The sequence below is a fragment of the Alginatibacterium sediminis genome (assembly GCF_003610775.1).
In the GTDB taxonomy this organism is placed as follows: domain Bacteria; phylum Pseudomonadota; class Gammaproteobacteria; order Enterobacterales; family Celerinatantimonadaceae; genus Alginatibacterium; species Alginatibacterium sediminis.
Genome location: NZ_RAQO01000004.1, coordinates 143631 through 166085 on the forward strand (window position 1 = coordinate 143631; position 22455 = coordinate 166085).

The 22455-nt window shown below is 44.0% G+C and carries 20 protein-coding genes; 14 read left to right on the forward strand and 6 right to left on the reverse strand.

Annotated elements, in window-relative coordinates:
* Nucleotide 1: 1 nt before the first annotated feature.
* The 3 genes from msrB to DBZ36_RS03755 are packed head-to-tail and all read left to right on the forward strand — an operon-like array spanning nt 2 to nt 1913.
* Nucleotides 2-424, forward strand: a complete 423-nt coding sequence (gene msrB, locus DBZ36_RS03745) for a peptide-methionine (R)-S-oxide reductase MsrB (RefSeq protein WP_120353594.1) — start codon at nt 2-4, stop codon at nt 422-424.
* A complete protein-coding gene (locus DBZ36_RS03750) occupies nt 425-1615 on the forward strand; it encodes an ATP-NAD kinase family protein (RefSeq protein WP_120353595.1) in 1191 nt (396 codons plus the stop codon).
* On the forward strand, nt 1548-1913 hold the full coding sequence (locus DBZ36_RS03755; RefSeq protein ID WP_120353596.1) for a hypothetical protein: 366 nt from the start codon (nt 1548-1550) through the stop codon (nt 1911-1913). Before DBZ36_RS03750 ends, DBZ36_RS03755 begins: the two co-directional genes overlap by 68 nt.
* Here the strand turns inward: DBZ36_RS03755 and DBZ36_RS03760 are convergent.
* The gene (locus DBZ36_RS03760; RefSeq protein ID WP_120353597.1) at nt 1910-2356 is read right to left on the reverse strand and encodes a PAS domain S-box protein; all 447 of its coding nucleotides are present in this window, start codon (nt 2354-2356) and stop codon (nt 1910-1912) included. The genes DBZ36_RS03755 and DBZ36_RS03760 overlap by 4 nt on opposite strands.
* Before the next feature lies 1 nt (nt 2357).
* Nucleotides 2358-3425 carry a response regulator gene (locus DBZ36_RS03765; protein WP_120353598.1) on the reverse strand — a complete coding sequence of 356 codons (1068 nt, stop codon included), beginning with the start codon at nt 3423-3425 and terminating at the stop codon, nt 2358-2360.
* 204 nt (nt 3426-3629) lie between these two features.
* Here DBZ36_RS03765 and DBZ36_RS03770 point away from each other — a divergent pair, with 204 nt between their 5' ends.
* Nucleotides 3630-4211 carry a DUF922 domain-containing protein gene (locus DBZ36_RS03770; RefSeq protein ID WP_120353599.1) on the forward strand — a complete coding sequence of 194 codons (582 nt, stop codon included), beginning with the start codon at nt 3630-3632 and terminating at the stop codon, nt 4209-4211.
* Between the two features lie 20 nt (nt 4212-4231).
* Here DBZ36_RS03770 and mnmC read toward each other — a convergent pair whose 3' ends face one another.
* Nucleotides 4232-6271, reverse strand: coding sequence for a bifunctional tRNA (5-methylaminomethyl-2-thiouridine)(34)-methyltransferase MnmD/FAD-dependent 5-carboxymethylaminomethyl-2-thiouridine(34) oxidoreductase MnmC (mnmC, locus tag DBZ36_RS03775; RefSeq protein WP_120353600.1), 2040 nt, complete (start codon nt 6269-6271; stop codon nt 4232-4234).
* Nucleotides 6272-6526: 255 nt separating this feature from the next.
* Between mnmC and fabB the strand changes: the two genes are divergently transcribed.
* From fabB to purF, 10 genes are all read left to right on the forward strand, one after another.
* Nucleotides 6527-7741 (forward strand): beta-ketoacyl-ACP synthase I, encoded by a 1215-nt coding sequence (fabB, locus tag DBZ36_RS03780; protein ID WP_120353601.1) that lies wholly within the window; start codon nt 6527-6529, stop codon nt 7739-7741.
* Between the two features lie 278 nt (nt 7742-8019).
* Nucleotides 8020-9183: a 4-phosphoerythronate dehydrogenase gene (locus DBZ36_RS03785; RefSeq protein ID WP_120353602.1), complete on the forward strand. Its 1164-nt coding sequence runs from the start codon at nt 8020-8022 to the stop codon at nt 9181-9183.
* Between the two features lies 1 nt (nt 9184).
* Entirely contained in the window at nt 9185-10252 is a 1068-nt protein-coding gene (locus DBZ36_RS03790; RefSeq protein ID WP_120353603.1) for an Asd/ArgC dimerization domain-containing protein, read from the forward strand.
* A 144-nt stretch (nt 10253-10396) separates the two neighbouring features.
* A complete protein-coding gene (locus tag DBZ36_RS03795) occupies nt 10397-12922 on the forward strand; it encodes a FimV/HubP family polar landmark protein (protein WP_158589025.1) in 2526 nt (841 codons plus the stop codon).
* Between the two features lie 59 nt (nt 12923-12981).
* On the forward strand, nt 12982-13770 hold the full coding sequence (gene truA, locus DBZ36_RS03800; RefSeq protein WP_120353605.1) for a tRNA pseudouridine(38-40) synthase TruA: 789 nt from the start codon (nt 12982-12984) through the stop codon (nt 13768-13770).
* A gap of 191 nt (nt 13771-13961) precedes the next feature.
* Nucleotides 13962-14924 carry an acetyl-CoA carboxylase, carboxyltransferase subunit beta gene (accD, locus tag DBZ36_RS03805; protein WP_120353606.1) on the forward strand — a complete coding sequence of 321 codons (963 nt, stop codon included), beginning with the start codon at nt 13962-13964 and terminating at the stop codon, nt 14922-14924.
* Nucleotides 14925-16199, forward strand: coding sequence for a bifunctional tetrahydrofolate synthase/dihydrofolate synthase (gene folC / locus DBZ36_RS03810; RefSeq protein ID WP_120353607.1), 1275 nt, complete (start codon nt 14925-14927; stop codon nt 16197-16199).
* Nucleotides 16200-16373: 174 nt separating this feature from the next.
* Complete coding sequence (locus DBZ36_RS03815) at nt 16374-17012, forward strand: SPOR domain-containing protein (protein ID WP_158589026.1); 639 nt, start codon at nt 16374-16376, stop codon at nt 17010-17012.
* Between the two features lie 78 nt (nt 17013-17090).
* Nucleotides 17091-17582, forward strand: coding sequence for a CvpA family protein (locus tag DBZ36_RS03820; protein WP_120353609.1), 492 nt, complete (start codon nt 17091-17093; stop codon nt 17580-17582).
* Nucleotides 17583-17597: 15 nt separating this feature from the next.
* Entirely contained in the window at nt 17598-19118 is a 1521-nt protein-coding gene (gene purF / locus DBZ36_RS03825; RefSeq protein WP_120353610.1) for an amidophosphoribosyltransferase, read from the forward strand.
* A 75-nt stretch (nt 19119-19193) separates the two neighbouring features.
* On the opposite strand, the gene DBZ36_RS03830 is transcribed toward purF, so the two are convergent.
* The 3 genes from DBZ36_RS03830 to DBZ36_RS03840 are packed head-to-tail and all read right to left on the reverse strand — an operon-like array spanning nt 19194 to nt 22428.
* Nucleotides 19194-20156 (reverse strand): alpha-L-glutamate ligase-like protein, encoded by a 963-nt coding sequence (locus DBZ36_RS03830; protein ID WP_120353611.1) that lies wholly within the window; start codon nt 20154-20156, stop codon nt 19194-19196.
* Nucleotides 20156-21673 (reverse strand): inactive transglutaminase family protein, encoded by a 1518-nt coding sequence (locus tag DBZ36_RS03835; RefSeq protein ID WP_120353612.1) that lies wholly within the window; start codon nt 21671-21673, stop codon nt 20156-20158. Before DBZ36_RS03835 ends, DBZ36_RS03830 begins: the two co-directional genes overlap by 1 nt.
* A gap of 29 nt (nt 21674-21702) precedes the next feature.
* Complete coding sequence (locus tag DBZ36_RS03840; protein ID WP_120353613.1) at nt 21703-22428, reverse strand: ATP-dependent zinc protease family protein; 726 nt, start codon at nt 22426-22428, stop codon at nt 21703-21705.
* Nucleotides 22429-22455 lie beyond the last annotated feature (27 nt).

The following is a 22455-nucleotide window of genomic DNA, read 5'->3' on the forward strand; positions in this document are numbered from 1 at the left end:
TATGTCTGCCGCCGATAAACCTGATCCTAAAAATAATGCCCAGTGGCTTGAGCAACTGGATGGTGCAAGTTATCAAGTGACCCGACTAGGCGCGACCGAAAGACCGTTTAGTGGGGAACTGTTGTACGAAGTTCGTGCTGGCATATATCGTTGTATCTGTTGTCAAAGCGAATTGTTTGATGCAAACGCAAAGTTTGACGCGGGATGCGGTTGGCCAAGTTTCGATAAATCTATAGATCTTGGAAGCATTCGGTATTTACGCGACTCAAGTCTCTTGATGGAGCGCGTAGAAGTGAGGTGTAGCAACTGTGACGCGCATTTAGGACACGTTTTCGACGATGGGCCCAGTGAAAGCAAACAACGTTACTGTATCAATTCTGTGGCGCTTACATTTGAAGCTTTAGATAAGTCAGCGGAGTCCTGAGTGTATAAAATAGGACTAATTATAAATCCGATTGCCGGCATCGGAGGTAGTGTTGCCTTAAAAGGAAGCGATGATGTTGCCATACTCGCACAGCAGCTTGGCGGAGTATCTGCCGCGAAACAACGCAGTAGATTGTGTTTTGAGGTGCTGCTTGAACAAGGATTAAGTGTTGAAATTATTACTGCCTCAGGGGACATGGGGGGCGATTTATGTACAGAACTTGGTTGGGAACATCAAGTTGTCTACGACGCTCACGATCCCAGTAGTTTTTTAGACACTCAGGCTGCACTTAAAAAAATTCAAGCGCAGCAAGTTGACATTGTGGTGTTTGCCGGTGGTGACGGGACGGCTCGCGATATTAGTGCTGTTCTGAACGAAGGACAAGCCTGTTTAGGTATCCCTGCTGGTTGTAAAATTCACTCGGCTGTTTACGGGGTTAGCCCTAGAGCCGCAGGGCATGTACTGGCCAAGTTAGTTCGCGGTGAAATGCTGAGTATTGCTGAGGCTCAAGTGATGGATATTGATGAGACTGCATTTCGCCAAGGAGTCGTTAAGGCGAAAAGGTTTGGCGAAATGTGGGTTCCGCAAGATCTAAGATATGTTCAATCAGTAAAAATGGGCGGTGTTGAACACGAAGCTCTTGTTATTGAAGATTTAGCCGCGCACATTCAGGAATTACTTGAGCCGGGAGTAAGTTATATAATTGGTTCTGGAAGTACGATTGACGGAATTATGCAGCACTTAAATCTAGAAAATACGCTACTTGGAGTGGATTTACTCAAAGATGGGCAAATTGTTGGGAAAGATTTGACAGCGCAACAACTACTCGACAAAATATCGCTCGAAAATACCCACTTGCTGGTAACGCCGATTGGCGGTCAGGGACACCTATTTGGTCGCGGTAATCAACAATTAAGCGCAACACTATTGCGAAAACTAAGCCGTGAACAGATTTGGATTGTAGCAAGTAAACAGAAAATGAAAGCCCTGCAGGGACGCTGGCTCGTATGCGACACAGGCGATCCCGATTTAGATCTTCAACTTAGTGGCAGCTGGAATATTATCACCGGTTACCATGATCAAATCCGATATCGTGTGTCTAATCCTGAATTTGAGGTGTCCGATGCTCGTAAGTTATTATCAGAAAGTCCAAGCAACATTAGCGCAAGTCCAAATCAGCCAAACAGCTAAACAACAACTGCTTAGCCATGCCCATCTCGCTTATCATACAACGCAAGTCAGCGAACGACCTATGGTGCATACCTTTAAACACCAGATGCTTGAGTTTTTACTACAATCGAGCGATGCGCGCGAGTACAACGATTCTTTACAAACAGAGATGGAACGCGCTTGGCTAGATATTGTTGCGACTCTTGCTACCCCAACCAAGCCGCAGGTTATAGCTTACTCGCGTTTTGAAGATAGCCTTGAGCCACACGCATTGATCTGTAAAGCGCCTGAGCAAATGAGCTCGTTAATGGCTGGTTAAGCTTGCTGTGCTTCTAAAATTTGTTGTCTATAAGCAACTGTGTCTGTGACATCGTAAACAATTAAGCTTACGTGTGTCACTTGCCCTGTTAGCGAGGTCAAGGGAATGATCGTCACGTTTTGGTACATATGTTCCATTATTCCGGTGATAGGCCGATAATTATTAAAAGGGAACACAAAGGGGCGTTGCTCCCAGGTTACAAAGGCTCGGTTGTTTAAGGTAAACACGGTATCGATTTTTCCTGTAAGCCAGTTTTTATCTATATTTGGAAACAGGTCGAACACATTCTTGCCTTGAACCTGGTCTGGGCGCATGGAACTGTGAGCTTCCATAAAGGTATTCCAGCTTTTAATGTTGTATTCTTTATCTAGTACCACCAAACCAACATCAATGGTCTGAATCATTTCAGCCATCCAGTGAAACTCGTTTATATCGTCGCTCATCTTAAGCCTCTTCGTCGAACAAATAGCCGACTTTATTATTCAGGGTTGTTAAGGAGTCTTCGGTGATTAAAATTAGTAAATCGCACTTGATATCAAAGCTTTCTATTTGGTAGTTAATTTCAATAGCTAGGGTTCGCTGCCAGCGACTAGTATTACGGGTAATGAGCTCAGAAATACTCAAGTGTTGCCCCAACACTACCGGCTGACCTTGTGCCAGATTCATGTCTAACTGTTCAGAAATAGCTTTGAGGTAAGCGCCAATCAAAATATTGGCAACATCCATCAGTACTTCAAGTTGACCATGGTCATCAAGCTCACCTTTGAAGCCCATCAATTGCGCCATGTTGGTAAACGCAGAATCACGAAACAACAGAAGGGCCTCACCAGAAACACCCGCACCAATAAACCCTTGGCAAACAGCCGACATTGACTCGTTATCTTCGATTGAACTTAGTGCCATATGCAGTTCGCTGGTTTCCAACATATTAACGTTTGGAATGGGCAGGTGAATAAAGGTGCCGATCATACGCGCTAAAAGATTAGCAGCTCTGCCCATCGCGACATTGGCTACTTCTTGATAGGAGTCCCGATAGGGCGTGATATCAACATTATTACTGTCGTCTACGGTGCTTTTAAGTGTCGCTAGTTCATCATTACCAATGTATTGCGCAGGGGGATTTTTTATAGCTGCAAGTTGTTCTGGGTTTACAATTCCATATTTATGTAAAATATCTGTGATTTTTTCTTTGCTAGTGGGTTTGTTGATAAAATCCAATGCCCCTAGTTGTTTAACCCGTTCATATGCTTGCGGTTGTATATCTCCCGATACAACTATCACTAATGCGGGTAAATCTTGTTTCTGAATGGCTTCGAGTACTTCGTAGCCATCCATGACCGGCATGTTAAGATCTAAAAAAACGATGTCGCCTTTACCAGCTTTGATAGCGTCTAGGCCCTCTTGGCCATTTGTCGCAAGCGTAATTTCAACATCCCAACCCAGTGGTAAGCTGCGAGCCATTTGCTTGCGCGCCATATTGGAATCGTCACAAATTAATATAGGTAAGCGCATTGTTCCTCGACAATTCAGTTGAATATTTACTTATTATCGCCTAATTGGCTAACCGTGGTACACAAAATTTAGAATTGACTTAATTATGTAAATTTTAGTCTATTTTTCGGGACTTAGCCTATATTTGCTGTCTGACCAGTGGGAGAACCAGATTGTTTCATGTTAATCTATGTACTGCTCTAAATCGTACACGGTAGTATTTAATTGAACTCTCGAATCCTAGCTCTACTTGTAAGTAGTTTCTTAATCTTTAGCAGCAACGCGAATGCAGCTCTGATTAATAACAATATCCAGTATTACGAAGTCGAAGCTGAGGACCTCAGGGGCCTACGTCAGCAAATTCAATCTAAAGGGCCTTTAGTTGCTGGGAATAGATATCCAATCCACGGGGAATATCACTTCAAGTGGAAGCCAAAAACCCGCGAAGTTAACCAACAATGCCAGGCTCTAGCACCAGAATTACAGTTACAAGCCCGTCTTAAAATGCCGCGCTGGATTAGCCAAAGCCAAGCTGATTTTGGCAGCCAACAACAATGGCTAAACTTTATTGGAGCAGCACAGCAGTACCATCAGCAGATCAGTAACATTGTTGAGAACAATGCTCAGCGTTTTTCTGACCAAGCAAAAAGCTTAAATGCCGATAACTGTGAACAATTAGCGGCACTTATCGATGCAAAAGGTAGGGCAGCTTTAGCGTCTGCTAATCAACAAGTACGAAATTACCAGCGTAAAACTCAAAGTGGTCGTAGTTTAGGGCTCAGTCTTTCGACGCTTTATAACCAATAGTGTGATAAGCGCTAGTCCATTTACCGAAATGTTGAATCTGCCAATAATGGTCGGTTTTTTCTCAAACGCCGCAGTAACATCCGACCAGGGGCCATGGCGTGAAAAGTTTGAGTATGCAGTGGTATCGCCTCAGCTGCTAATTCACTTGCTAATACTTCTGCGCCAAGAGCTGCCGTGCTCAAGCCTCTAGCACCTAGACCTGCAAAACAATAACAATGGGGATGCTGAGCAAGTAATTGCTGCTGCCAGTGATCACGATAGCTAGGCTCAAGGATTTGCGAATAATCAGGCATCGGCCCTACCATAGGACAGTGATCGCGAAGCATGCCGCGCACTGAGACTCGCGAACGGAAGTGTTGATGCTCTCCAGTTAAAATTTTACCTAAATTTGCTACATTCTGTTGTCGTTCAACGTCGCTAGGCTCGCGGGATTCTTGCTCAAAACGATGACTTGCCCCTAAACAATGAAGATTTTGGTTAGCAGGGGTTAAGTAGCCTTTATAACAAATGACACTATTGAGCTTTTGAAGTTGCTCGTTGGTATGGATCTGTTCAATTTGGCCACCTACGACTTGAATTGGGTAATCTTTGGCTTGGCTAAACTCTTTAATTTGATGACCATTACACACAACCATTGCGGAGAAACTGCGTTCTTGCGTCGAGTGTTGCTTATCGCGTGCATGGTAGCTTAGGCTGACAGAATCGTTTGTGGTTCGAAAGCTTTCAATTTTGCAGTTATATATTTGTTCCAGGTTGCCGCTAGCGTGTGATTGATTGAGTAAGGCTTGACACAAATGGGCTGGACTTAGCCAGCCCGCATTGGGGTGCCACAATCCTGGTAAGCCTAAGCTTAATCCGTGGCGCGCGTCAGCGGTTTGAGCATCGAGGTACTCAAGGGCTTCAAAATCCTGATAGAGTTGTGCCAATTTGATATGTTTGGTCTCAGATTTCAGATCATAATCAGACTCAAATACGCCACAAAATTGATGTGGAATGTCTTCCCCTAGCAAACTTAACTTTTCTACCAATCGTCTTTGGTAGGCGCATGCTTGCCAATAAAACTGGTTTAAATGGGGCTCGGCATTGAGCAATAGCGGGTAAATTGCGCCTTGTGGGTTTCCTGAAGCGCTTTGCGCAGCTGTTGCTTCTTGCTCGAGTAAGCAAACCTTAAAGCCCCGGCGCGTTAAAGCGTAAGCCATGTTACAACCCGCAATTCCAGCGCCAATGACGGCAATTGTTTGTTGTTCCGGTTTAGTATAGTTGCTTATAAAACGTGCGTCGGCAGCCGTATTCTTAAGCTGTGTTTCTGGGCGAAGGTAGTGGCCGCGTAGCATATGTCGTTTAACTGCAAAACCTTTGGTCTTTTCGCAAGTAAAGCCAGCTTGCTGTAGTCCTCGTCGAACAAAGCCGGCAGCAGTAAATGTTGCGAAGCTAGCCTTATTTTTGCTGTGGAAAGCCATGGCATCAAAGAGAGGTTGATTCCACATCTCAGGGTTTTTTGTGGGCGAAAATCCATCCAGAAACCAGCAATCAATTAGCCCCTCTGGATGGGGCACTAATTTTGACAAACTATCCTGAATATCACCTATCCAAAGGTCGAGAGTGATTTGTTGTTGATGAAAGTGCAATCGGTTACAACCGGGAAGAAGTTGCTCTGGGTAAACAGAAATTAATTCGTCTGCGTATTCCTTTAGGCTCGGCCAAGACTGCAGCGCGCGCTTTAAATCAGAGCGTCGCAGTGGATACTTTTCAAAGCTTATAAAATGGATCGCTTTTTTGCTGGCCAGACTTGCTAGTAACTCGCAGCAAGCAAGTAAGTTAAGGCCTGTACCAAAACCAGATTCAGCAATGGTAATTCGATCGTTTGATTCGTGTAGTAGTTTTTCTGATAATCTATTTTGAGCGAGGAACACATATCGACTTTCCTCTAATCCATCATGTTTGGAAAAGTAGACATCTTCAAAATCTGTCGCCACCGGCATTTGCTCGTCATTCCAATCGAGCTTAGCGTATTGAACTGAGCTTTGGTATACGGTGTTGGTGGATGCATTGGGCTGCATTAATACCTCAAAAAGTGCTTTAAGCTGTATTGCTAGTAATTTTATGGCTAAGATAGCGGCATAGTAAAGTGAGTAGATTACGCTATTTGAGTTGCAATGATCTATTTATCATGAGTTTAAATGCCCATATTAAGACGACGAGTTTATCGGGCAAACTGTTGGTAATTTTCAGCGTACACGTGTACTCTCTTCCGACCAGTTGCTAAAAGTTTGTTTGCTAAACTAAGCCCGAATATAAAACAAAGAGAAATTGTCATGAAAAGAGCTGTGATTACCGGTTTGGGGATCGTATCAAGTATCGGTAACAATAAACAAGAGGTGCTTGCGTCACTTAAAGCCGGTCGCAGTGGTATTAGCCACTCCGCAGAATTTGAAGAGTTTGGTTTACGCAGTCAAGTTTGGGGTGATTTGAAAATTAACCCAGCTGAGCACATCGATCGCAAAAAAATGCGTTTTATGGGTGATGCTGCAGCTTTTTCTTATTTGTCAATGGAACAGGCAATTGCCGACGCTAAGCTTGAGCAAAGTGATGTGTCAAATGAGCGTACTGGTTTGGTCGCAGGTTCTGGTGGCGCTAGCTCTAAGAACCAAGTTGAAGCAGCGGATATTCTCCGTGAGAAAGGTGTACGCCGCGTAGGCCCTTATATGGTTCCACGTACAATGGCCAGTACGACTTCAGCGTGTTTAGCGACGCCATTTCAAATCAAAGGTGTTAATTACTCTATGAGTAGTGCATGTGCAACCAGCGCACACTGTATAGGCCATGCTTTAGAGCTTATTCAGCTTGGCAAGCAAGATATTGTTTTTGCAGGTGGTGGTGAGGAATTGCATTGGACATTGGCCATGGAATTTGACGCGATGGGTGCCTTGTCTACGAAGTATAATGAAGCGCCAGAAACAGCTTCACGAACATATGATGATCAACGTGATGGTTTTGTCATCTCAGGCGGCGGCGGTATGGTTGTCGTTGAAGAGCTAGAGCATGCTTTGGCGCGTGGTGCGCATATTTACGCTGAAATCGTAGGTTATGGCGCAACTTCTGATGGTTATGACATGGTGGCTCCGTCTGGTGAAGGTGCCGTGCGTTGTATGAAACAAGCCTTAGCTGGTAACGAACAACCCTTGGACTATATCAATACCCATGGGACATCAACGCCAGTTGGTGATGTCAAAGAACTAGGCGCCATTAACGAATTGTTCTCTGAAAACTGCCCGGCTATTTCGGCAACCAAGTCTATGACTGGCCACGCCCTCGGTGCTGCGGGTGTGCACGAGGCTATCTATAGCATCTTGATGATGGAGAACGATTTTGTAGCTCCAAGCATTAATGTTGATAATTTAGATGAACAAGCTCAAGGATTAAACATCATCACTAATCAAGCCAAATCGATGAAAATTGACCAAGCGATGTCAAATAGCTTTGGTTTTGGTGGGACAAATGCAAGTTTAGTTTTCCGCAGCTATAAATAGTCATTACTACTTTAAAAAAACCACGCCATTGTGCGTGGTTTTTTTATGCGCAGCCTGTCGAGATATCGTTAGTGCTATAGGCGTCACTAGCTGCGAGTTGTATTTATTACCGCGTAAGGTTTTACATCGTAAAGTTCATGTTCGAATCAAAATTCGTCAGATTTTTGTTCAAATTAACGCGTATACAATAGGTCTAATATTTTCCTCTTGGTAATGCATCACCTTTGGCGCTAGTTTGCTATACTCCCGTCCCAAATATCAGCTGCTGATGAAATCAAATGAAAATTATTGCTGACGAGAACATGCCTGCTTTAGACGCATGCTTTTCAAGTTTTGGCTCGATTGAGCGTGTTGCTGGTCGAACTCTCAGTCCTGAACAACTCGTTGATGCTGACGTGTTACTGGTTCGCTCTATTACTCAGGTAAATCAGGCGTTATTGTCAAAAGCCAATACACTGAAATTTGTGGGTACAGCGACGATTGGTACTGAACACATTGATCAGAATTATCTTGCGAGCAAGGATATCCATTTTCATAGTGCCCCTGGCTGCAATGCTATTGCTGTGGGTGAGTATGTGGTGACGGCGCTACTGGCTTTGGCTACTGAACAACGCCGACTACTTAGTCAAATGAGTATTGCTATCGTTGGCGGTGGCAATACCGGTATGCAAGCTGCTCGGTGTTGCAGCGCCTTAGGCATGCAAGTGGTGGTATTTGATCCCCCAAAACACAATGCTGGCTTTGATAGCGCGCCATACCCAAGCGCGGATTTCAACCAAGTGCTTGCGTGCGATGTGATCAGTTTGCACGTACCTTTGACGCGCAGTGGCGATGATCCGACGTATCATTTGTTTGACAAAATGGCTCTGCAACAGCTTAGGTCAGAGCAAATATTGATCAACGCGTGTCGCGGCGAAGTGATAGATAACTATGCTTTGCTTGAGCTTGCCCAACAATCCTTACACCCCAATTTAATTTTGGACGTATGGGAAGGCGAGCCTGAAGTATTATGGCCATTAGTTGAATACGCTCAAATCGCATCCCCTCATATCGCAGGCTATAGTTTTGAGGGCAAACTGCGCGGCTCGTTAATGCTTGCCGAACAACTGTGCAAATCTTTGAGTTTAGAAGCCAATGCATTACCAGATATTGCACAGCTAGCTGGTCCAGCATCAATCTCTAAGATCTGTTTAAACTTAGACGCACAAGATGAACTGAGCGCTCAAGACACACTTGCGCGCAGTTGCCAAAGTATTTATGACATCTATTTAGATGACCGTTATTTTCGAAAACAGGCCCAAACCGTTAGTGGTTTTGATTTGTTACGCAAACAGTATCGACAACGAAGAGAATTTAGCAGTTGTCGCATAGACCTTCCCCCTATAGCTGCGCAAGACCACAGTTTTGACCTTGCGCGTCTAGGATTTCAATTAGGAAATTAAAATGAGTCAATCGACGTCATTAGCTCTTTTTGGAGCTGACAGTACATTAAGCGAGCTAGTGTTAGGCAAAATGGCAACACTTGGGCTCTCTTTTGTAGAAATCTATGCTTTGGTTAAAGATCTCCCCGATATGAGCGTTCTCGAAAGTGGTGATTTGGACGATGAAGAAGAAGCTGAGTTCTTAGATAGTTTAAAAACCGGGTTACGCTATGAAGGGCGTCAATTTCCATTTCAAAGCAGTACTAATTTTGATTGGACCGATGTGCAGTTTGTTTTGATCTGTGATACGGATCCTTATTGGTTGGAAGCCGCCCAAGATGCCGCTGCCTTGGGTGTCATTGTCATTGATTTATGCCAAGTGTTAAACGATCAGCAAGGTGTTAGTCACTTGCCTCTATCGGCTCAAGTTGATGAGCAGTTCTGGTCCGGTCAAAAATTGTTTAAGTTGCCAAGTCCGCAATTAATCCAGTTGTTGAGTATTGCAGAGCCTCTACATCAAGAGTTTTCGCTCGTTAGCATACATAGTGACTGCTTATTGTCGGCTTCAGCATTGGGTAAAAGCGGTGTTGATGAGCTCGCAAGGCAAGCGGCACGTTTACTTAATGGTCTACCCGTTGAAAATTCACTGTTTAATCAACAGTTGGCGTTTAACTTGCTTGATGAAACTAATATTGAGCAAGAACAGTTAGAACAGAGTCGGAATTTTGTCGCTGAGTTAGAATCGGCCCCGATGTTGTTGGGTGATGAAAGCGTCAAAGTTAGTGCTAGTGTGAGCTTTTTACCGGTTTTTTATGGTGATACTCAAAATATTGTTATGGAAACAGCATATCCAGTCGATATAGAAGAAATTGAGCAATGTTTGGCACGCAACGAACAGCGTCTGCGTTTATTTGCTGACAAAACACCCAATGCGATTGTTGATGCGGTCGATTGCGAACAAGTCTTGGTCAGTGGGATTCGTCAGATTTCAGGTAATCGATTTATGTTGCGCGGTTTGAGCGATAATTATAAACACGGCTTACCGGATATAGCAGCCCTCGTGATTCAGAGGTTTACACAGTTATATTAGGCTGTTGTCAATTTGGTGTGCAATAAAGTTGACACATATGCAGCTTTCGGGGCGATAAAGTAGATCGCCTCGACAATGATGGTTATAGTAATCAAATAAACCAAAGTTTGCTTTGATGTACAAAGGCTTAGACAAGGAATGAGAATGGGGCAGAGTAAAACCGTAGCTACGGCAATTGTTGCATGGGCGCTGCTGAACGCGCCAGCGGTTATGGCTGAAAATGATGGCGCTTTTTATGTCGAGCTAGTAGGGCCGGATGAAGTCGTCGACACTCGCAAGCCTCGCGGACAGCAAATTACCTCGTCTTCGAAAACCTATGGACCAACTCGTTCCAGCGATACATTGTGGGCCATTGCAAGTTTGAATCGCCCGAGCCAATCGGTCTCGGTCTATCAAATGATGTACTCATTGCTTCAAAAAAACCCTAATGCTTTCCGTAATCGCAACATCAACCACTTACTTAATGGTCAAATACTGCAGCTGCCTAGCTTAGACGAAGCGTCTGAATTAAGTCACCGCCAATCAGTTGCAGCACTTCAAGCCGATGGTCAAATCCCCGGGGGTAAAAAGAAACCAGCTAAAGTAGCCCCTAAACCTGCAGCTCCAGTTGTTGACAAAGCAGAGCCTGTTGTAGCTGTAACGCCAAGCAAAACTTCAGTTACTAAGGTCGATGAAGTAGCCAAGGTCGAGATGAAAGTTGAAGCCGAAGCTGAAGTTGCAAAACCTGTTGAGCCGCTTCCAAGCCAGTTACCGGAACAATCAGGCATTAGTCAGAAGAATCTAGATGAGCTGCGCGAGAAACTAGAAGATCGAATTGACGAATTAGAAAAACTACGTCGCCAGGAATTCGATGTACTAAAACAGCAAATGGATGAGTCGAGTCAACAATTGATCGGCATTGCTGAAGTCAATCATCGTATGAAGATCCGTGTACAGGAACTTAGTGATGAACTTGCTTCAATGCGCGACGCATTAGGTGAGACGCAGCAGCAACAAGACATAATTATCAACCGTCTTGATCAAGGCGCTCCAATTCCCCAAACTAATCAATCAAGTACTATGGGGACTGGATTCTTCGATTCGATAGCTAATATTGCCCTAGTAATCGCCTTACCGCTGTTGCTGTTAGTACTCTTGGCACTTTGGTTCATTCGTCGTCGTAAAAATACCGATGAAGACGATGAAGCCGATTTAGAAGAAAACATGAGTCTTGAGGACGAAACCGACGAGTATTCGCGTTTATTTACAGAAGACCTTGAACCAGAAGACGATGTCGAGGATATCAACGCAGCATTCCAAACTGATGTCGACGAGATTGTCGAGGAAGACAACGGGCTTGACTCGACAATGTTTGAAGAGGATGAAGATTTAGATTCTCTAGAGCCTGAAGACGAGTCTAGTTTTGATGATTTGGAACTGGGTGAAAGTGATGAACTTGGCGATGCGGAGTCGGGTTTCGATCTTGAAATAGATGATTCTGAGCTCGAAGCGTTAAGTGGAATCGATGCCTTTGACAGTGAAGACTTGGTACCCGGTGATATTGAGGCGGTAGAACCTGAATCTTTAGGTAATGCCGAACTCAATGACTTCGGTTTGGATGTGGATAAAACAGCCGGCGATATAGAACCTTTAGAACAAGTTGATGAGGAACTTAGTTTTGAAGCAGCCGTAGAACAACAAAAAGAAATGGAAGCCGAAATGGCATCGGTTTCTCAAGATGACATCAACGATTTACTCGCTGATATTGATTTAGATAGCGATGTATCGCTAACAGATGGTGATGCTGGGCTAGAAGACCCTAGTTCCGGGTTTGACGATCTTGAAGATCTAATTGGAGAAACACCGGCAGTCGAAACACTAAGCCCGGTAGAAACACCTGACACAGATATTGCTGGTGATAGCGATGACGACTTCTCTATCGACTTTGAATCAGCATTAGATGAAACATTAGGTAACGATGATCCAGCAATTGACGCGGAACTAGAAGAAAGTATTGTCGATCTAGCAGCTGATCAAGATGGAGATTTAAGCTCCTTAGATGATTTATTTGATAGCGGTGACGACGCTGAGACGAATGCTATTGATGGCGATACAAGCATCGACTTCGCCACCGAACAAGATAGTGATTTAAGCTCATTAGAAAGTATGTTCGAAAGCGATGGCGACATAGCGGATAGTGACGACGCTAGCACAGAAGAACCTCAAAGTATGGACAGCATTTTGGAAGAAATGCAAGGCGATACTGAGGACGATTCAGTTGCTGCTGACGATATTGAAGCGATGTTTGACAGCCTTGGGGAAAATATATTTGAAGAACCAAGCGCAAGCGCAGAAGAGTTACCTAGTCGAGAAGAACTTAGCGATCGCGAATTTGTCGACATAGACACCTTACTAAATGATGCTGAACAAGCGAGCGAAGTTGAAGACCCAGAGTTTAGCGAGCAGGGTTTAGATCTGGATATGGATGAATTCCCTGATATCTTAGCTGATGAGTCTGGCTTGGCCTTTTCGGACGCTGATGCAGAACTAAGCTCTAAGCTAGATTTAGCGCGGGCCTACCTTGAGATTGATGATAAAGAAGGGGCGCGCAAGATCATTGAAGAAGTCTTGGCATCTGGTAATACTGAACTTGCAGAAGAAGCGAATACACTACTGCAACGACTAGCCTAGAAACTTAGCTTAGATTGGGTATACTGCTCGACGTTTGAATCTTTTAGTGAGTAGTAACTATGCGTATCGCCTTAGCCGTCGAGTATGACGGCTCTGCTTATCATGGCTGGCAACGCCAAATTGAAGTGGACTCTGTACAACAACAGCTGGAAAAATCTTTATCCATCGTTGCCAATCATCCAATTGAAGTGCAATGCGCAGGTCGTACCGATACCGGTGTTCATGGCACTGGACAGATTGTTCACTTTGACACTGACGCGAAACGAGCACCACAAGCTTGGACATTAGGGGTTAACTCGAATTTACCTTTAGATATCGCCGTTCACTGGGCTAAACCGGTCTCTAGCGATTTTCACGCGCGCTTTAGTGCAATTGCGCGCCGCTATCGCTATATCATTCACAATGGTCGCTATCGACCCGCTATTCTTGCCAAAGGATTAAGTCACTATCACAAACCACTTGATGCACAACGAATGCATGAGGCAGGAGCACGTTTGATTGGTGAACACGACTTTACTTCTTTCAGGGCCTTACATTGCCAAAGTAAAACTCCTCGACGAACGATCCATCATTTAATCGTGACACGAATCGGCGACTATATAGTCGTGGATATTAAGGCCAATGCCTTTTTACACCATATGGTACGAAATATTGTTGGAAATCTGATAAAAATTGGATTGGGTGAAAAAGAAGCGGCATGGTTGGATGAGCTCATTGCAATTAGAGATAGAGCACAAGCAGCGGCGACAGCAAAGGCAGGAGGCTTATACCTAGTTGATGTCGATTATCCAAAAGAATTTGAGCTCCCCAAATTAGAGTTGGGGCCTTTGTTTGTCGGATTGCCTTGATACCTAGAGTTACTATTACAGCCTTAAGTCGCACTCACAAATTGGATTTAAGTTGACTATAGTCTGGTATGAGCAGTTGTGACTAATAATCGAAGTGGAAATGTGGTTTAATTGCGTCAATTTTACGACAATTCAATTAACTTAAGTTCAAAGCTCAATGCTTTGAACTAGCGAGTAAAAGAAGGATTACAATGAGTTGGTTAGAAAAAATACTCACCAAAAACAAGAGTTCTAGCAGTCGTCGTCGCAACATTCCTGAAGGCGTGTGGATGAAATGTGCTTCGTGCGAGCAAACCTTGTATCGAACGGAAGTTGAACGCAATTTATCGGTTTGCCCTAAATGCGATCATCATATGCGGATCGGAGCGCGAGAACGCCTTGAGACCTTTCTAGACCCTGGCGATCAAGTTGAGTTGGGCGCTGAATTTCTTCCGAAGGATCAACTCAAATTTCGTGACAGTAAAAAATACAAAGACCGCTTGAGTGCGGCGCAAAAAGCAACCGGTGAAACTGATGCCTTAATCGTACTTGAAGGTAGTTTGTTGAATGTGCCGATCGTTGCTTGTGCGTTTGAGTTTAGCTTTATGGGGGGCTCCATGGGATCGGTGGTCGGCGCTCGATTTGTCGCAGCGGTTAATCGTTGTTTAGAGCTCGATTGCGCTTTAGTGTGTTTTTCTGCAAGTGGTGGTGCCCGCATGCAAGAAGCGCTTTTTTCATTAATGCAAATGGCAAAAACCAGTGCGGCTTTAGCGAAAATGCGCGAACGCGGATTGCCATATTTTTCAGTATTAACTGATCCAACAATGGGCGGCGTTTCGGCTAGTTTCGCAATGCTTGGTGATATTAATATTGCTGAACCAAAAGCCTTAATAGGATTTGCCGGCCCTCGTGTGATTGAGCAAACGGTGCGAGAAAAGCTACCTGAAGGCTTTCAACGCAGTGAATTTTTGTTGGAAAAAGGTGCGATTGACATGATCGTTGATCGCCGAGAAATGCGCAGTAAAATTGGTGGTCTAATTAGCAAAATGAGCGGACAAGTTGTCGAAGTTCCTGACGCAGAGGCTGAAGTCGTCTTGGACGAGTTGGTGAGCTTAGATGATGACAGCAACCTTGAGTCAGATGGCAACCAAGCTCCGAGTGAAGACAAGGCCTAAATGAATCAAGAGTTGAATTCTACAGGTCCACAAAACCTGCAACAATGGCTCGATTATCTATTGTTGCAGCACCCAGTTGAGATTGACCTAGGTTTAGATCGCCTGAACCTAGTGGCATTGCCGTCTAAACTTCACCAACTCAATTCAAAAGTAATTACGGTTGCTGGAACTAATGGTAAAGGCTCTAGCTGTGCGCTGCTTGAGCAAATACTAATAGCTGCCGGTTATCGAGTTGGCGTGTATAGTTCCCCGCATTTAATTGACTACCGAGAACGCGTTCGCGTCGATGGCGAAATGCTTTCAGAATCACAACACTGTCAGGCTTTCGAATATATTGAGTCGGTTCGTAAGGATGTATCCCTCACCTATTTTGAGATGGGGACTTTGGCCGCTTTCCATCTATTTAAACAACAAACTTTAGACTTCGTCATTCTCGAAGTAGGCCTTGGCGGTCGATTCGATGCTACCAATATCGTTGATAGCGACATTGCACTTGTGACGACGATTGCCCATGATCACGAAGCATGGCTTGGTAAAGATCTGATGCTTGTCGGTTTAGAAAAGGCTGGTATTTTCCGAGCAGGTAAACCTGCGGTGATAGGTGATCCTAATATTGTTTCGAGTGTCACAGCACATGCGACGGAACTTGGGTGTCAATTGCGTCATGCGGGCAAGAACTTTGAACAAACTATAGATGCCGATAGTTGGCACTATAAAGGTCCTGGTTTGCAGATTGATAATCTACCGATAGGGATGTTGCCACTGCAAAATGCAGCCGCTGTTTTAGCGGTTGTTGAACTACTAGAATTAGATTTGGCGCCGCAACTGATACGGGATTGTGTGAAAAATTGGCGGGTCAGTGGGCGTCTTCAGGTCGTTGCTCATAAACCTATGGTCATTGTGGATGTGGCGCATAATGTACAATCTGCCGCCTATTTGGCTGGGCAATTAAGGCAACTACAACACACTCACCCACAGGCTAATATTCTGGCAGTGTGTGCCATGTTAAATGATAAAGATCATGCGCAAAGTATCATGGAACTCGATAGTGTTATTTCTAGTTGGTTTATAGCTGGCATTGATGCGCCTCGTGGTGACGATGGCAGTAAGCTGTATTCTCAATTAGAGGCTTTAAGTATTCCGATTGAGAATCGCTCTAGGCATGTAAGTATAATGGCGGCTTACGATAGGGCCATAGGTGTATCTAATGCAAGCGATATAGTGGTGGTCTTTGGTAGCTTTTATACGGTGGCTGCTGTTTTAGAACATATTTAGGTCAGATGAGTTCAATACGCAAACTATTGTGCATATTGACATATTGAAATTAGCATTGGTAGCAACAGTCATCTTGGATTAGAAGCCTGTCAATCCTCGTTATAAAAACATTTATAATGTCGTCCGATGGCAATTCATGGTGTGGTTTTTGCCAAGGAACATAAAAGTGAGAGTATGGCAAATCAACTACAAAACCGACTAATTGGCACCATCGTGTTAGTTGCCTTAGTCGTGATTTTTATCCCTGATTTATTGGATGGCCAAAAGGAGAGGGTAGCGGAGAGCTTTAATAGCATTCCGTTTGCGCCTGAGCGACGTGAACTTGCCCCATTGGTTATAGAATTAGACCCTCAATCGGGTAATGAATTGCCGTCTTCTGAGCTTGTTAGTGTCGATGTTTCTAACTCGCCGGATAGTAAGCAAGTATCTAAAACAGCTCCAAGCGAAAGCAATAGTACTGTTCAACAAGTCGAAAAACCAGCCAAACCGCTTGTTGTAAAAACAGCGCCTGAGTCGCCATCTATACCGGTGTCTACAAAGGTTCAAGCTCCAATTGCATTAGATAAACCCGCTTATATTATTCAGCTCGGTGCCTTCAAAAATGCAGAAAATGTTGTCCGCTTAGTGAGCCAGCTCCGAGCCGCAGGCTACCAAGCCCACAGTATGCCGCCCAAACCAATCGATGGCGAAGTCAATCGTGTTTTTGTTGGACCTGATATCGATTCCAAAAAACTTAACGATAAACTTGAAGATCTGAAGCAACTGACCAAGTTGAATGGCAAAGTTGTCCGCTTTGATCCTCTTGAACAATAATTCTAATCACGCTTTAGATGGTAATCACCTGAATTATTTTGCTAGAATGCGCCTCAAAATAATCTCGGGAACAAGTTGATGGTCTGGTTTGACTATGCAATCTTAGCCGTTATTGGGCTTTCAGCTGTTATAAGCTTAGTTCGTGGTTTTGTGAAAGAAGCACTTTCATTAGTCACGTGGGTTGCTGCATTTTTTGTTGCTAAACAATTTCATACTGATTTAGCCGTATTTTTTACTGCCATTGATAATCCCTATTACCGAGAAGGCATAGCCGTTGTTTGCTTGTTTTTGGTAACAATTATATTAGGTTCTTTAGTTAACTACCTTATTTCTCAATTGGTAGATTCTACGGGGCTAAGCGGTACAGACCGTTTATTAGGTGTTGTATTTGGCGCCATACGCGGTGTTCTCGTGGTTAGCGCTCTTTTGTTCGTACTTTCTTTTACAGGGTTTACCGATAGCGACTGGTGGATTAATTCGCGTCTGGTACCAGAATTTAACGTAGTGGTGCAGTGGTTTTTTGAATTTCTGCAAGACTCATCTAGTTTTCTAAAAGACTACCAATCATAGCGAGGAAAAGACTACATGTGCGGCATTGTAGGCATAGTGGGATCTCAAGCGGTAAATCAATCAATTTATGATGCATTAACGGTACTGCAGCATCGTGGTCAAGATGCTGCAGGGATAGTTACCATTACGAAAGGCATGTTTAAACAACGCAAAGCCAATGGATTGGTTAAAGATGTGTTCGAAGCGCGGCATATGCAGCGATTGCAGGGCAACGTAGGGATTGGGCATGTACGATACCCGACAGCGGGTAGCTCTAGTGCGGCAGAAGCCCAGCCTTTTTATGTTAACTCACCGTTTGGATTAACACTTGCGCATAATGGTAACTTAACCAATGCGCAAGAGTTGCGAGAGTTTGTTGCAAAAACTGCGCGTCGACATATCAACACTACCTCTGACTCTGAAGTCTTATTAAATCTTCTTGCTCACGAACTCGATAAATTAGTACTTGAGCAATGCACAGAAAAGCAAATATTTGCAGCGGTAAAAGCTGTAAATAGTAAAGCGCGCGGTGCCTATGCTGTCGTTGCATTGGTCATTGGACAGGGCATGCTGGCATTTAGAGACGCAAATGGTATTAGACCTTTAGTTTTAGGTCAGCGGGACTGTGAGGCAGTGCCTGGGCGCAAGGAGTATATGGTTGCTTCTGAGTCAGTTGCACTTGATGCCGTAGGCTTTAAGTTTGTACGCGATGTCGCACCTGGTGAAGCTGTCTTTATAAGCCTTGATGGTCAATTGTTCACCGAACAATGTTCAGAAAAACCTCGCTACAATCCCTGTATTTTCGAATATGTGTATTTTGCACGCCCTGATAGTGTCATTGATAAGGTTTCTGTCTATGGTGCTCGGGTTAACATGGGGACTCGCTTGGGTGAAAAAATTCAGCGCGAATGGAGCGACTTAGAAATTGATGTTGTGATCCCAATTCCGGAAACATCTTGTGACATTGCACTACAAATTGCACTGCAGTTGGAGTTACCGTACCGGCAGGGTTTCGTAAAAAACCGCTACATCGGACGCACCTTTATCATGCCGGGCCAAAGCCAACGACGAAAATCGGTTCGTCGCAAACTCAACGCGATTGATGTTGAATTTAAAGGTAAAAACGTGCTTTTAGTCGATGACTCTATAGTCCGTGGAACTACGTCAGAGCAAATTATTGAAATGGCGCGCGAAGCTGGAGCCAAAAAAGTGTATTTTGCCTCAGCTTCACCAGAGATTCGTTTCCCGAACGTCTACGGAATTGATATGCCAAGTGCCAATGAACTGATTGCTCATGGGCGCGATGTAGAAGAAATCGGTACCTTGATTGGTGCTGATGGTCTGATTTACCAAGATTTAGAAGACTTGATAGAAGCCTGCCGGGCGAGTAATCCAGATATCCAAGACTTCGAAACTTCGGTTTTTAATGGTAAATACGTGACCCAAGATATTGATCAAAGTTACTTAGATTATTTAGAAAGCCTACGAAATAACGATGCCCAAGAGATTTCAGGGCAAGAAGAAGTGACAAATCTGGAAATACATAACGAGGGCTAAGCTTGCATGTGAAGCGATTCCTCAATAAAAAAGCCACCGTAAGGTGGCTTTTTTTATCAACGATTGCAGATAAATTTAGTTATTTGTTTCTATTCGACCAAATTCTTTCTTACAAAACTCAACTCGCTCAAGAGGAGTCATTTGAACCCCATCTTTAACCATTTGCTCGATAAGTCTGAGTCTAGGTAATATGCCATCGCCATTGGCTATTTGTATTGCCAGTCCTGGTCGGGCATTAAGCTCAAGCAACATTGGACCCTCGTCTCTATCGAGCACCATATCGGTGCCAAGATAGCCCAGTCCAGACATCTCGAAGCAACTTGAAGCAAGTTCCATTAAACGCTGCCAGTGCGGTACGACGAGCTCTTGTAAGTCGCGGTCAGTGTCGGGGTGCTTTTGAATTGGCATATCAAACTGGACAGCATGTAGTGCTTTCCCTGTTCCAATATCAATACCAACGCCAACAGCACCTTGGTGTAGATTGGCTTTTCCATCTGATGCTGCTGTAGATAAACGCATCATTGCCATGACCGGGTAGCCTTGAAACACGATAACCCGAACATCTGGTACGCCTTCAAAGCTAAAACCTTCAAAGCATGAATCAAATTTGATTAAGGCTTCAATAACCGCAACGTCTGCACTTCCACCGAGAGAGAAGAGTCCGGCTAAAATATTAGACATATGCCGTTGAATATCTTCGACACTTGCTTCAGCACCATTGGGCTTATAGTAGCGGCCGCCTTCTTGTTTGGTTATGACCAAGATGCCTTTACCACCAGAGCCTTTCGCTGGTTTAATCACAAAACCCTGCTGGCGCTCTAACATTGGCATTGCTTTCTTTATATCAAACTGGGCTCTAACTACACCAATTAGACTAGGGATGGTGACTCCGTCACGCTGCGCAATAATCTTGGTCTTTAACTTGTTATCCACCAAAGGGAACAGTCGGCGCGGGTTATAACGACTGATGTAGCCGATATTGCGCTGGTTCATTCCCATGATGCCCTTGCGGGAAAGCTTCGTTGGGCTTGTAAACATTAGTCCTCCTGGCTTGCAAGTGGTTTGAAACGACGCAGCTCGAGTAAACGATAGCCGGTGTAGTTACCAAGTATTAATATGACAGCTAAAACAATAAGCTGCAGACCAATGAAGTTGAAGGTCAAATGTCGAACTAGTTCGTTGTTCATTGCCGCAAAAGCCAGAACCGCGACGAATAAACTACCCCCACCTTGTTGTAACACTTCTTTAGGGCCTTCTTCTTCCCAAAGTACTGACATTCGCTCGATAGTCCACGATAAAATAATCATCGGGAAGAAGGTGATTTTAAGTCCTTCAGTCAGCCCAATTTTAAAGCTTATGACCGAGAAAATAGTGATAATAGCAATCACCGAGATAATAACCGCGGATATTCGTGAAACCAGCAATAAATTGAGATGGGATAAGTAGCTTCTAATAATTAACCCAACACCTACGACAAGTACAAAACCAATCAAGCCTGTTATTAAAGACGTTTGTACGAATGCCATAGCAATTAACACTGGCATGAAGGTCCCTGAAGTTTTCAGGCCGACTAATACTCGCAACATAACGACAATCAAAACGCCAATAGGTATGAGCAAAATTGTTTTAAATAAGGCTTGTTCTTCAAGCGGCAAGCTATCAATAGAGAAGTTTAATAGATCTTGGGTGCTCTTTTTCGACGCGATTGCTGCTCTAGCACTTTGCTCTTCGAGAATCATTGCAAAGGTGACGCGCGAATTCACCGCACCATCAACATCAAGCATGCTTTCGCCGTTATACTCCCACAATAATACGTTTTCTGGCTTACCTTGAGAGCCGTCTTCTAGATTGAAGAGCTGCCAATTGTTTTCATCCTTAAACACCTGCACAAAATCAACGGTACTTTGACGGCGTCGACCATCTTCAAGGTACAAACCTCGGACCAAACGAGCTGGTACTTCCGCATTTTTGAGTAATGCTTCAATCAACTGGTTTTTTGATTTAACACTATTTAAAAGTCCAATGTTTTGAGCATTGTCATTTGAATTTAGTTGTTTAATCAACTCTCGGGTGTAGCTATAGGCGTCAGCGCTTAGTTCATGCGCTTGTTTTACCAGTTGAGAAGCAGCGGTATTGTAGGGTTCAGGGAAAGATGTAAAGTTGGTATTTGGTAACTTTGGAATGATTGAATAATCGGCTTTAGGATCGACTAAAAAACGGGCTTTATAGTAGAGCTCTTGTGATCCTTGGGCTTTACGCTTGGTCCAAATTGCCCGGCTAGCGTGGTCGTTTTCAACATAAGACAAACCATAATCTAAGGAAGCCGTACTCTCTTCGATGAGTGTAAACCCAGCTTGAGATCCCGGTGCTGCAAAAGATATCGTGACTGGTTCTCCGCTAGCTTCAAACTCTACTTTCGCCTCAACAGACCATATTTGACGTGTTTCACCAGGGTAAAATGGCACTTCGTCTGTGGTGTGACGGTTCACTATCATCAGTGTGCCTAATATCAGGCATAACGCGACAATGGAGTAAAAAATTTTCTTTGAATTCATGTAAGCATCCTTCTTTACGCGTTCAATGATTAAGGTTTGGCAATTGTTTTATTTAGCGCCACATCGACTAAAGCGATGTCACGCAGGAAATTACGTCCGATCAAAATTGGAAAGTTTAAGTGACTGCGATCGGCTAAAGTAAACTCTGTTAATTCATTCGCTGATCCTAGCGTTATCATTAGTTCAACTACGGGTCTGCGTTCTCCGTCATCATTACTTGACTGAACAATACTAACATTACGCTTAACCGGTAGTTCAAATTGTGCCTGTGTTTCGCTCTCTACATGGCTTAAGCTAAAACGTACCCATTCTTTTCCCTCGCGCTCAAATCGGTCGATATTTGTGGCGTTGAGTGACGATGTTGTTGCGCCAGTATCGATGCGGGCCAAAAAGGTTTCATTTATACCGGGTAGGAAAACCCATTCGGTTTCGCCGATGATCATTTTGTGACTGGCAATCGATTGTTCGGGGCAACTAACGGGTAGTGGTAACACAATCTCTTTTTGCGCAGCACTTAAGGTGCGTTGATTGACAACCTTCATTTCATCAAGCTGTTGTTGGATACTTTTAAGTTCAGCAATGCTTTGTTGATTATGTTGACTGCACTGCGCTAGATTCTGGGATTGTTGATCCTGTAATTGAGTGAGCTGCTGGGTACTTTGTTGATTATGCGCCTCTTGTTTTTGATAATAGTCTTGGCTGGCGCAGGCACTTAGTAGGCTAACTAACGAAATGGCCACAAATGCTTTTTTCATTTATAAATCCTTAATTCACTCATATAT

What these genes read in the sequence shown, in the direction of transcription:
- DBZ36_RS03815 (WP_158589026.1), top strand. Translation starts at nt 16,374, where the DNA reads ATGGCAAATCAACTACAAAACCGACTAATTGGCACCATCGTGTTAGTT.
- folC (WP_120353607.1), top strand. Translation starts at nt 14,925, where the DNA reads ATGAATCAAGAGTTGAATTCTACAGGTCCACAAAACCTGCAACAATGG.
- DBZ36_RS03820 (WP_120353609.1), top strand. Translation starts at nt 17,091, where the DNA reads ATGGTCTGGTTTGACTATGCAATCTTAGCCGTTATTGGGCTTTCAGCT.
- fabB (WP_120353601.1), top strand. Translation starts at nt 6,527, where the DNA reads ATGAAAAGAGCTGTGATTACCGGTTTGGGGATCGTATCAAGTATCGGT.
- DBZ36_RS03835 (WP_120353612.1), bottom strand. Translation starts at nt 21,673, where the DNA reads ATGAATTCAAAGAAAATTTTTTACTCCATTGTCGCGTTATGCCTGATA.
- msrB (WP_120353594.1), top strand. Translation starts at nt 2, where the DNA reads ATGTCTGCCGCCGATAAACCTGATCCTAAAAATAATGCCCAGTGGCTT.
- DBZ36_RS03830 (WP_120353611.1), bottom strand. Translation starts at nt 20,156, where the DNA reads ATGTTTACAAGCCCAACGAAGCTTTCCCGCAAGGGCATCATGGGAATG.
- mnmC (WP_120353600.1), bottom strand. Translation starts at nt 6,271, where the DNA reads ATGCAGCCCAATGCATCCACCAACACCGTATACCAAAGCTCAGTTCAA.
- purF (WP_120353610.1), top strand. Translation starts at nt 17,598, where the DNA reads ATGTGCGGCATTGTAGGCATAGTGGGATCTCAAGCGGTAAATCAATCA.
- DBZ36_RS03795 (WP_158589025.1), top strand. Translation starts at nt 10,397, where the DNA reads ATGGGGCAGAGTAAAACCGTAGCTACGGCAATTGTTGCATGGGCGCTG.
- truA (WP_120353605.1), top strand. Translation starts at nt 12,982, where the DNA reads ATGCGTATCGCCTTAGCCGTCGAGTATGACGGCTCTGCTTATCATGGC.
- DBZ36_RS03840 (WP_120353613.1), bottom strand. Translation starts at nt 22,428, where the DNA reads ATGAAAAAAGCATTTGTGGCCATTTCGTTAGTTAGCCTACTAAGTGCC.
- DBZ36_RS03790 (WP_120353603.1), top strand. Translation starts at nt 9,185, where the DNA reads ATGAGTCAATCGACGTCATTAGCTCTTTTTGGAGCTGACAGTACATTA.
- accD (WP_120353606.1), top strand. Translation starts at nt 13,962, where the DNA reads ATGAGTTGGTTAGAAAAAATACTCACCAAAAACAAGAGTTCTAGCAGT.
- DBZ36_RS03785 (WP_120353602.1), top strand. Translation starts at nt 8,020, where the DNA reads ATGAAAATTATTGCTGACGAGAACATGCCTGCTTTAGACGCATGCTTT.
- DBZ36_RS03765 (WP_120353598.1), bottom strand. Translation starts at nt 3,425, where the DNA reads ATGCGCTTACCTATATTAATTTGTGACGATTCCAATATGGCGCGCAAG.
- DBZ36_RS03755 (WP_120353596.1), top strand. Translation starts at nt 1,548, where the DNA reads ATGCTCGTAAGTTATTATCAGAAAGTCCAAGCAACATTAGCGCAAGTC.
- DBZ36_RS03760 (WP_120353597.1), bottom strand. Translation starts at nt 2,356, where the DNA reads ATGAGCGACGATATAAACGAGTTTCACTGGATGGCTGAAATGATTCAG.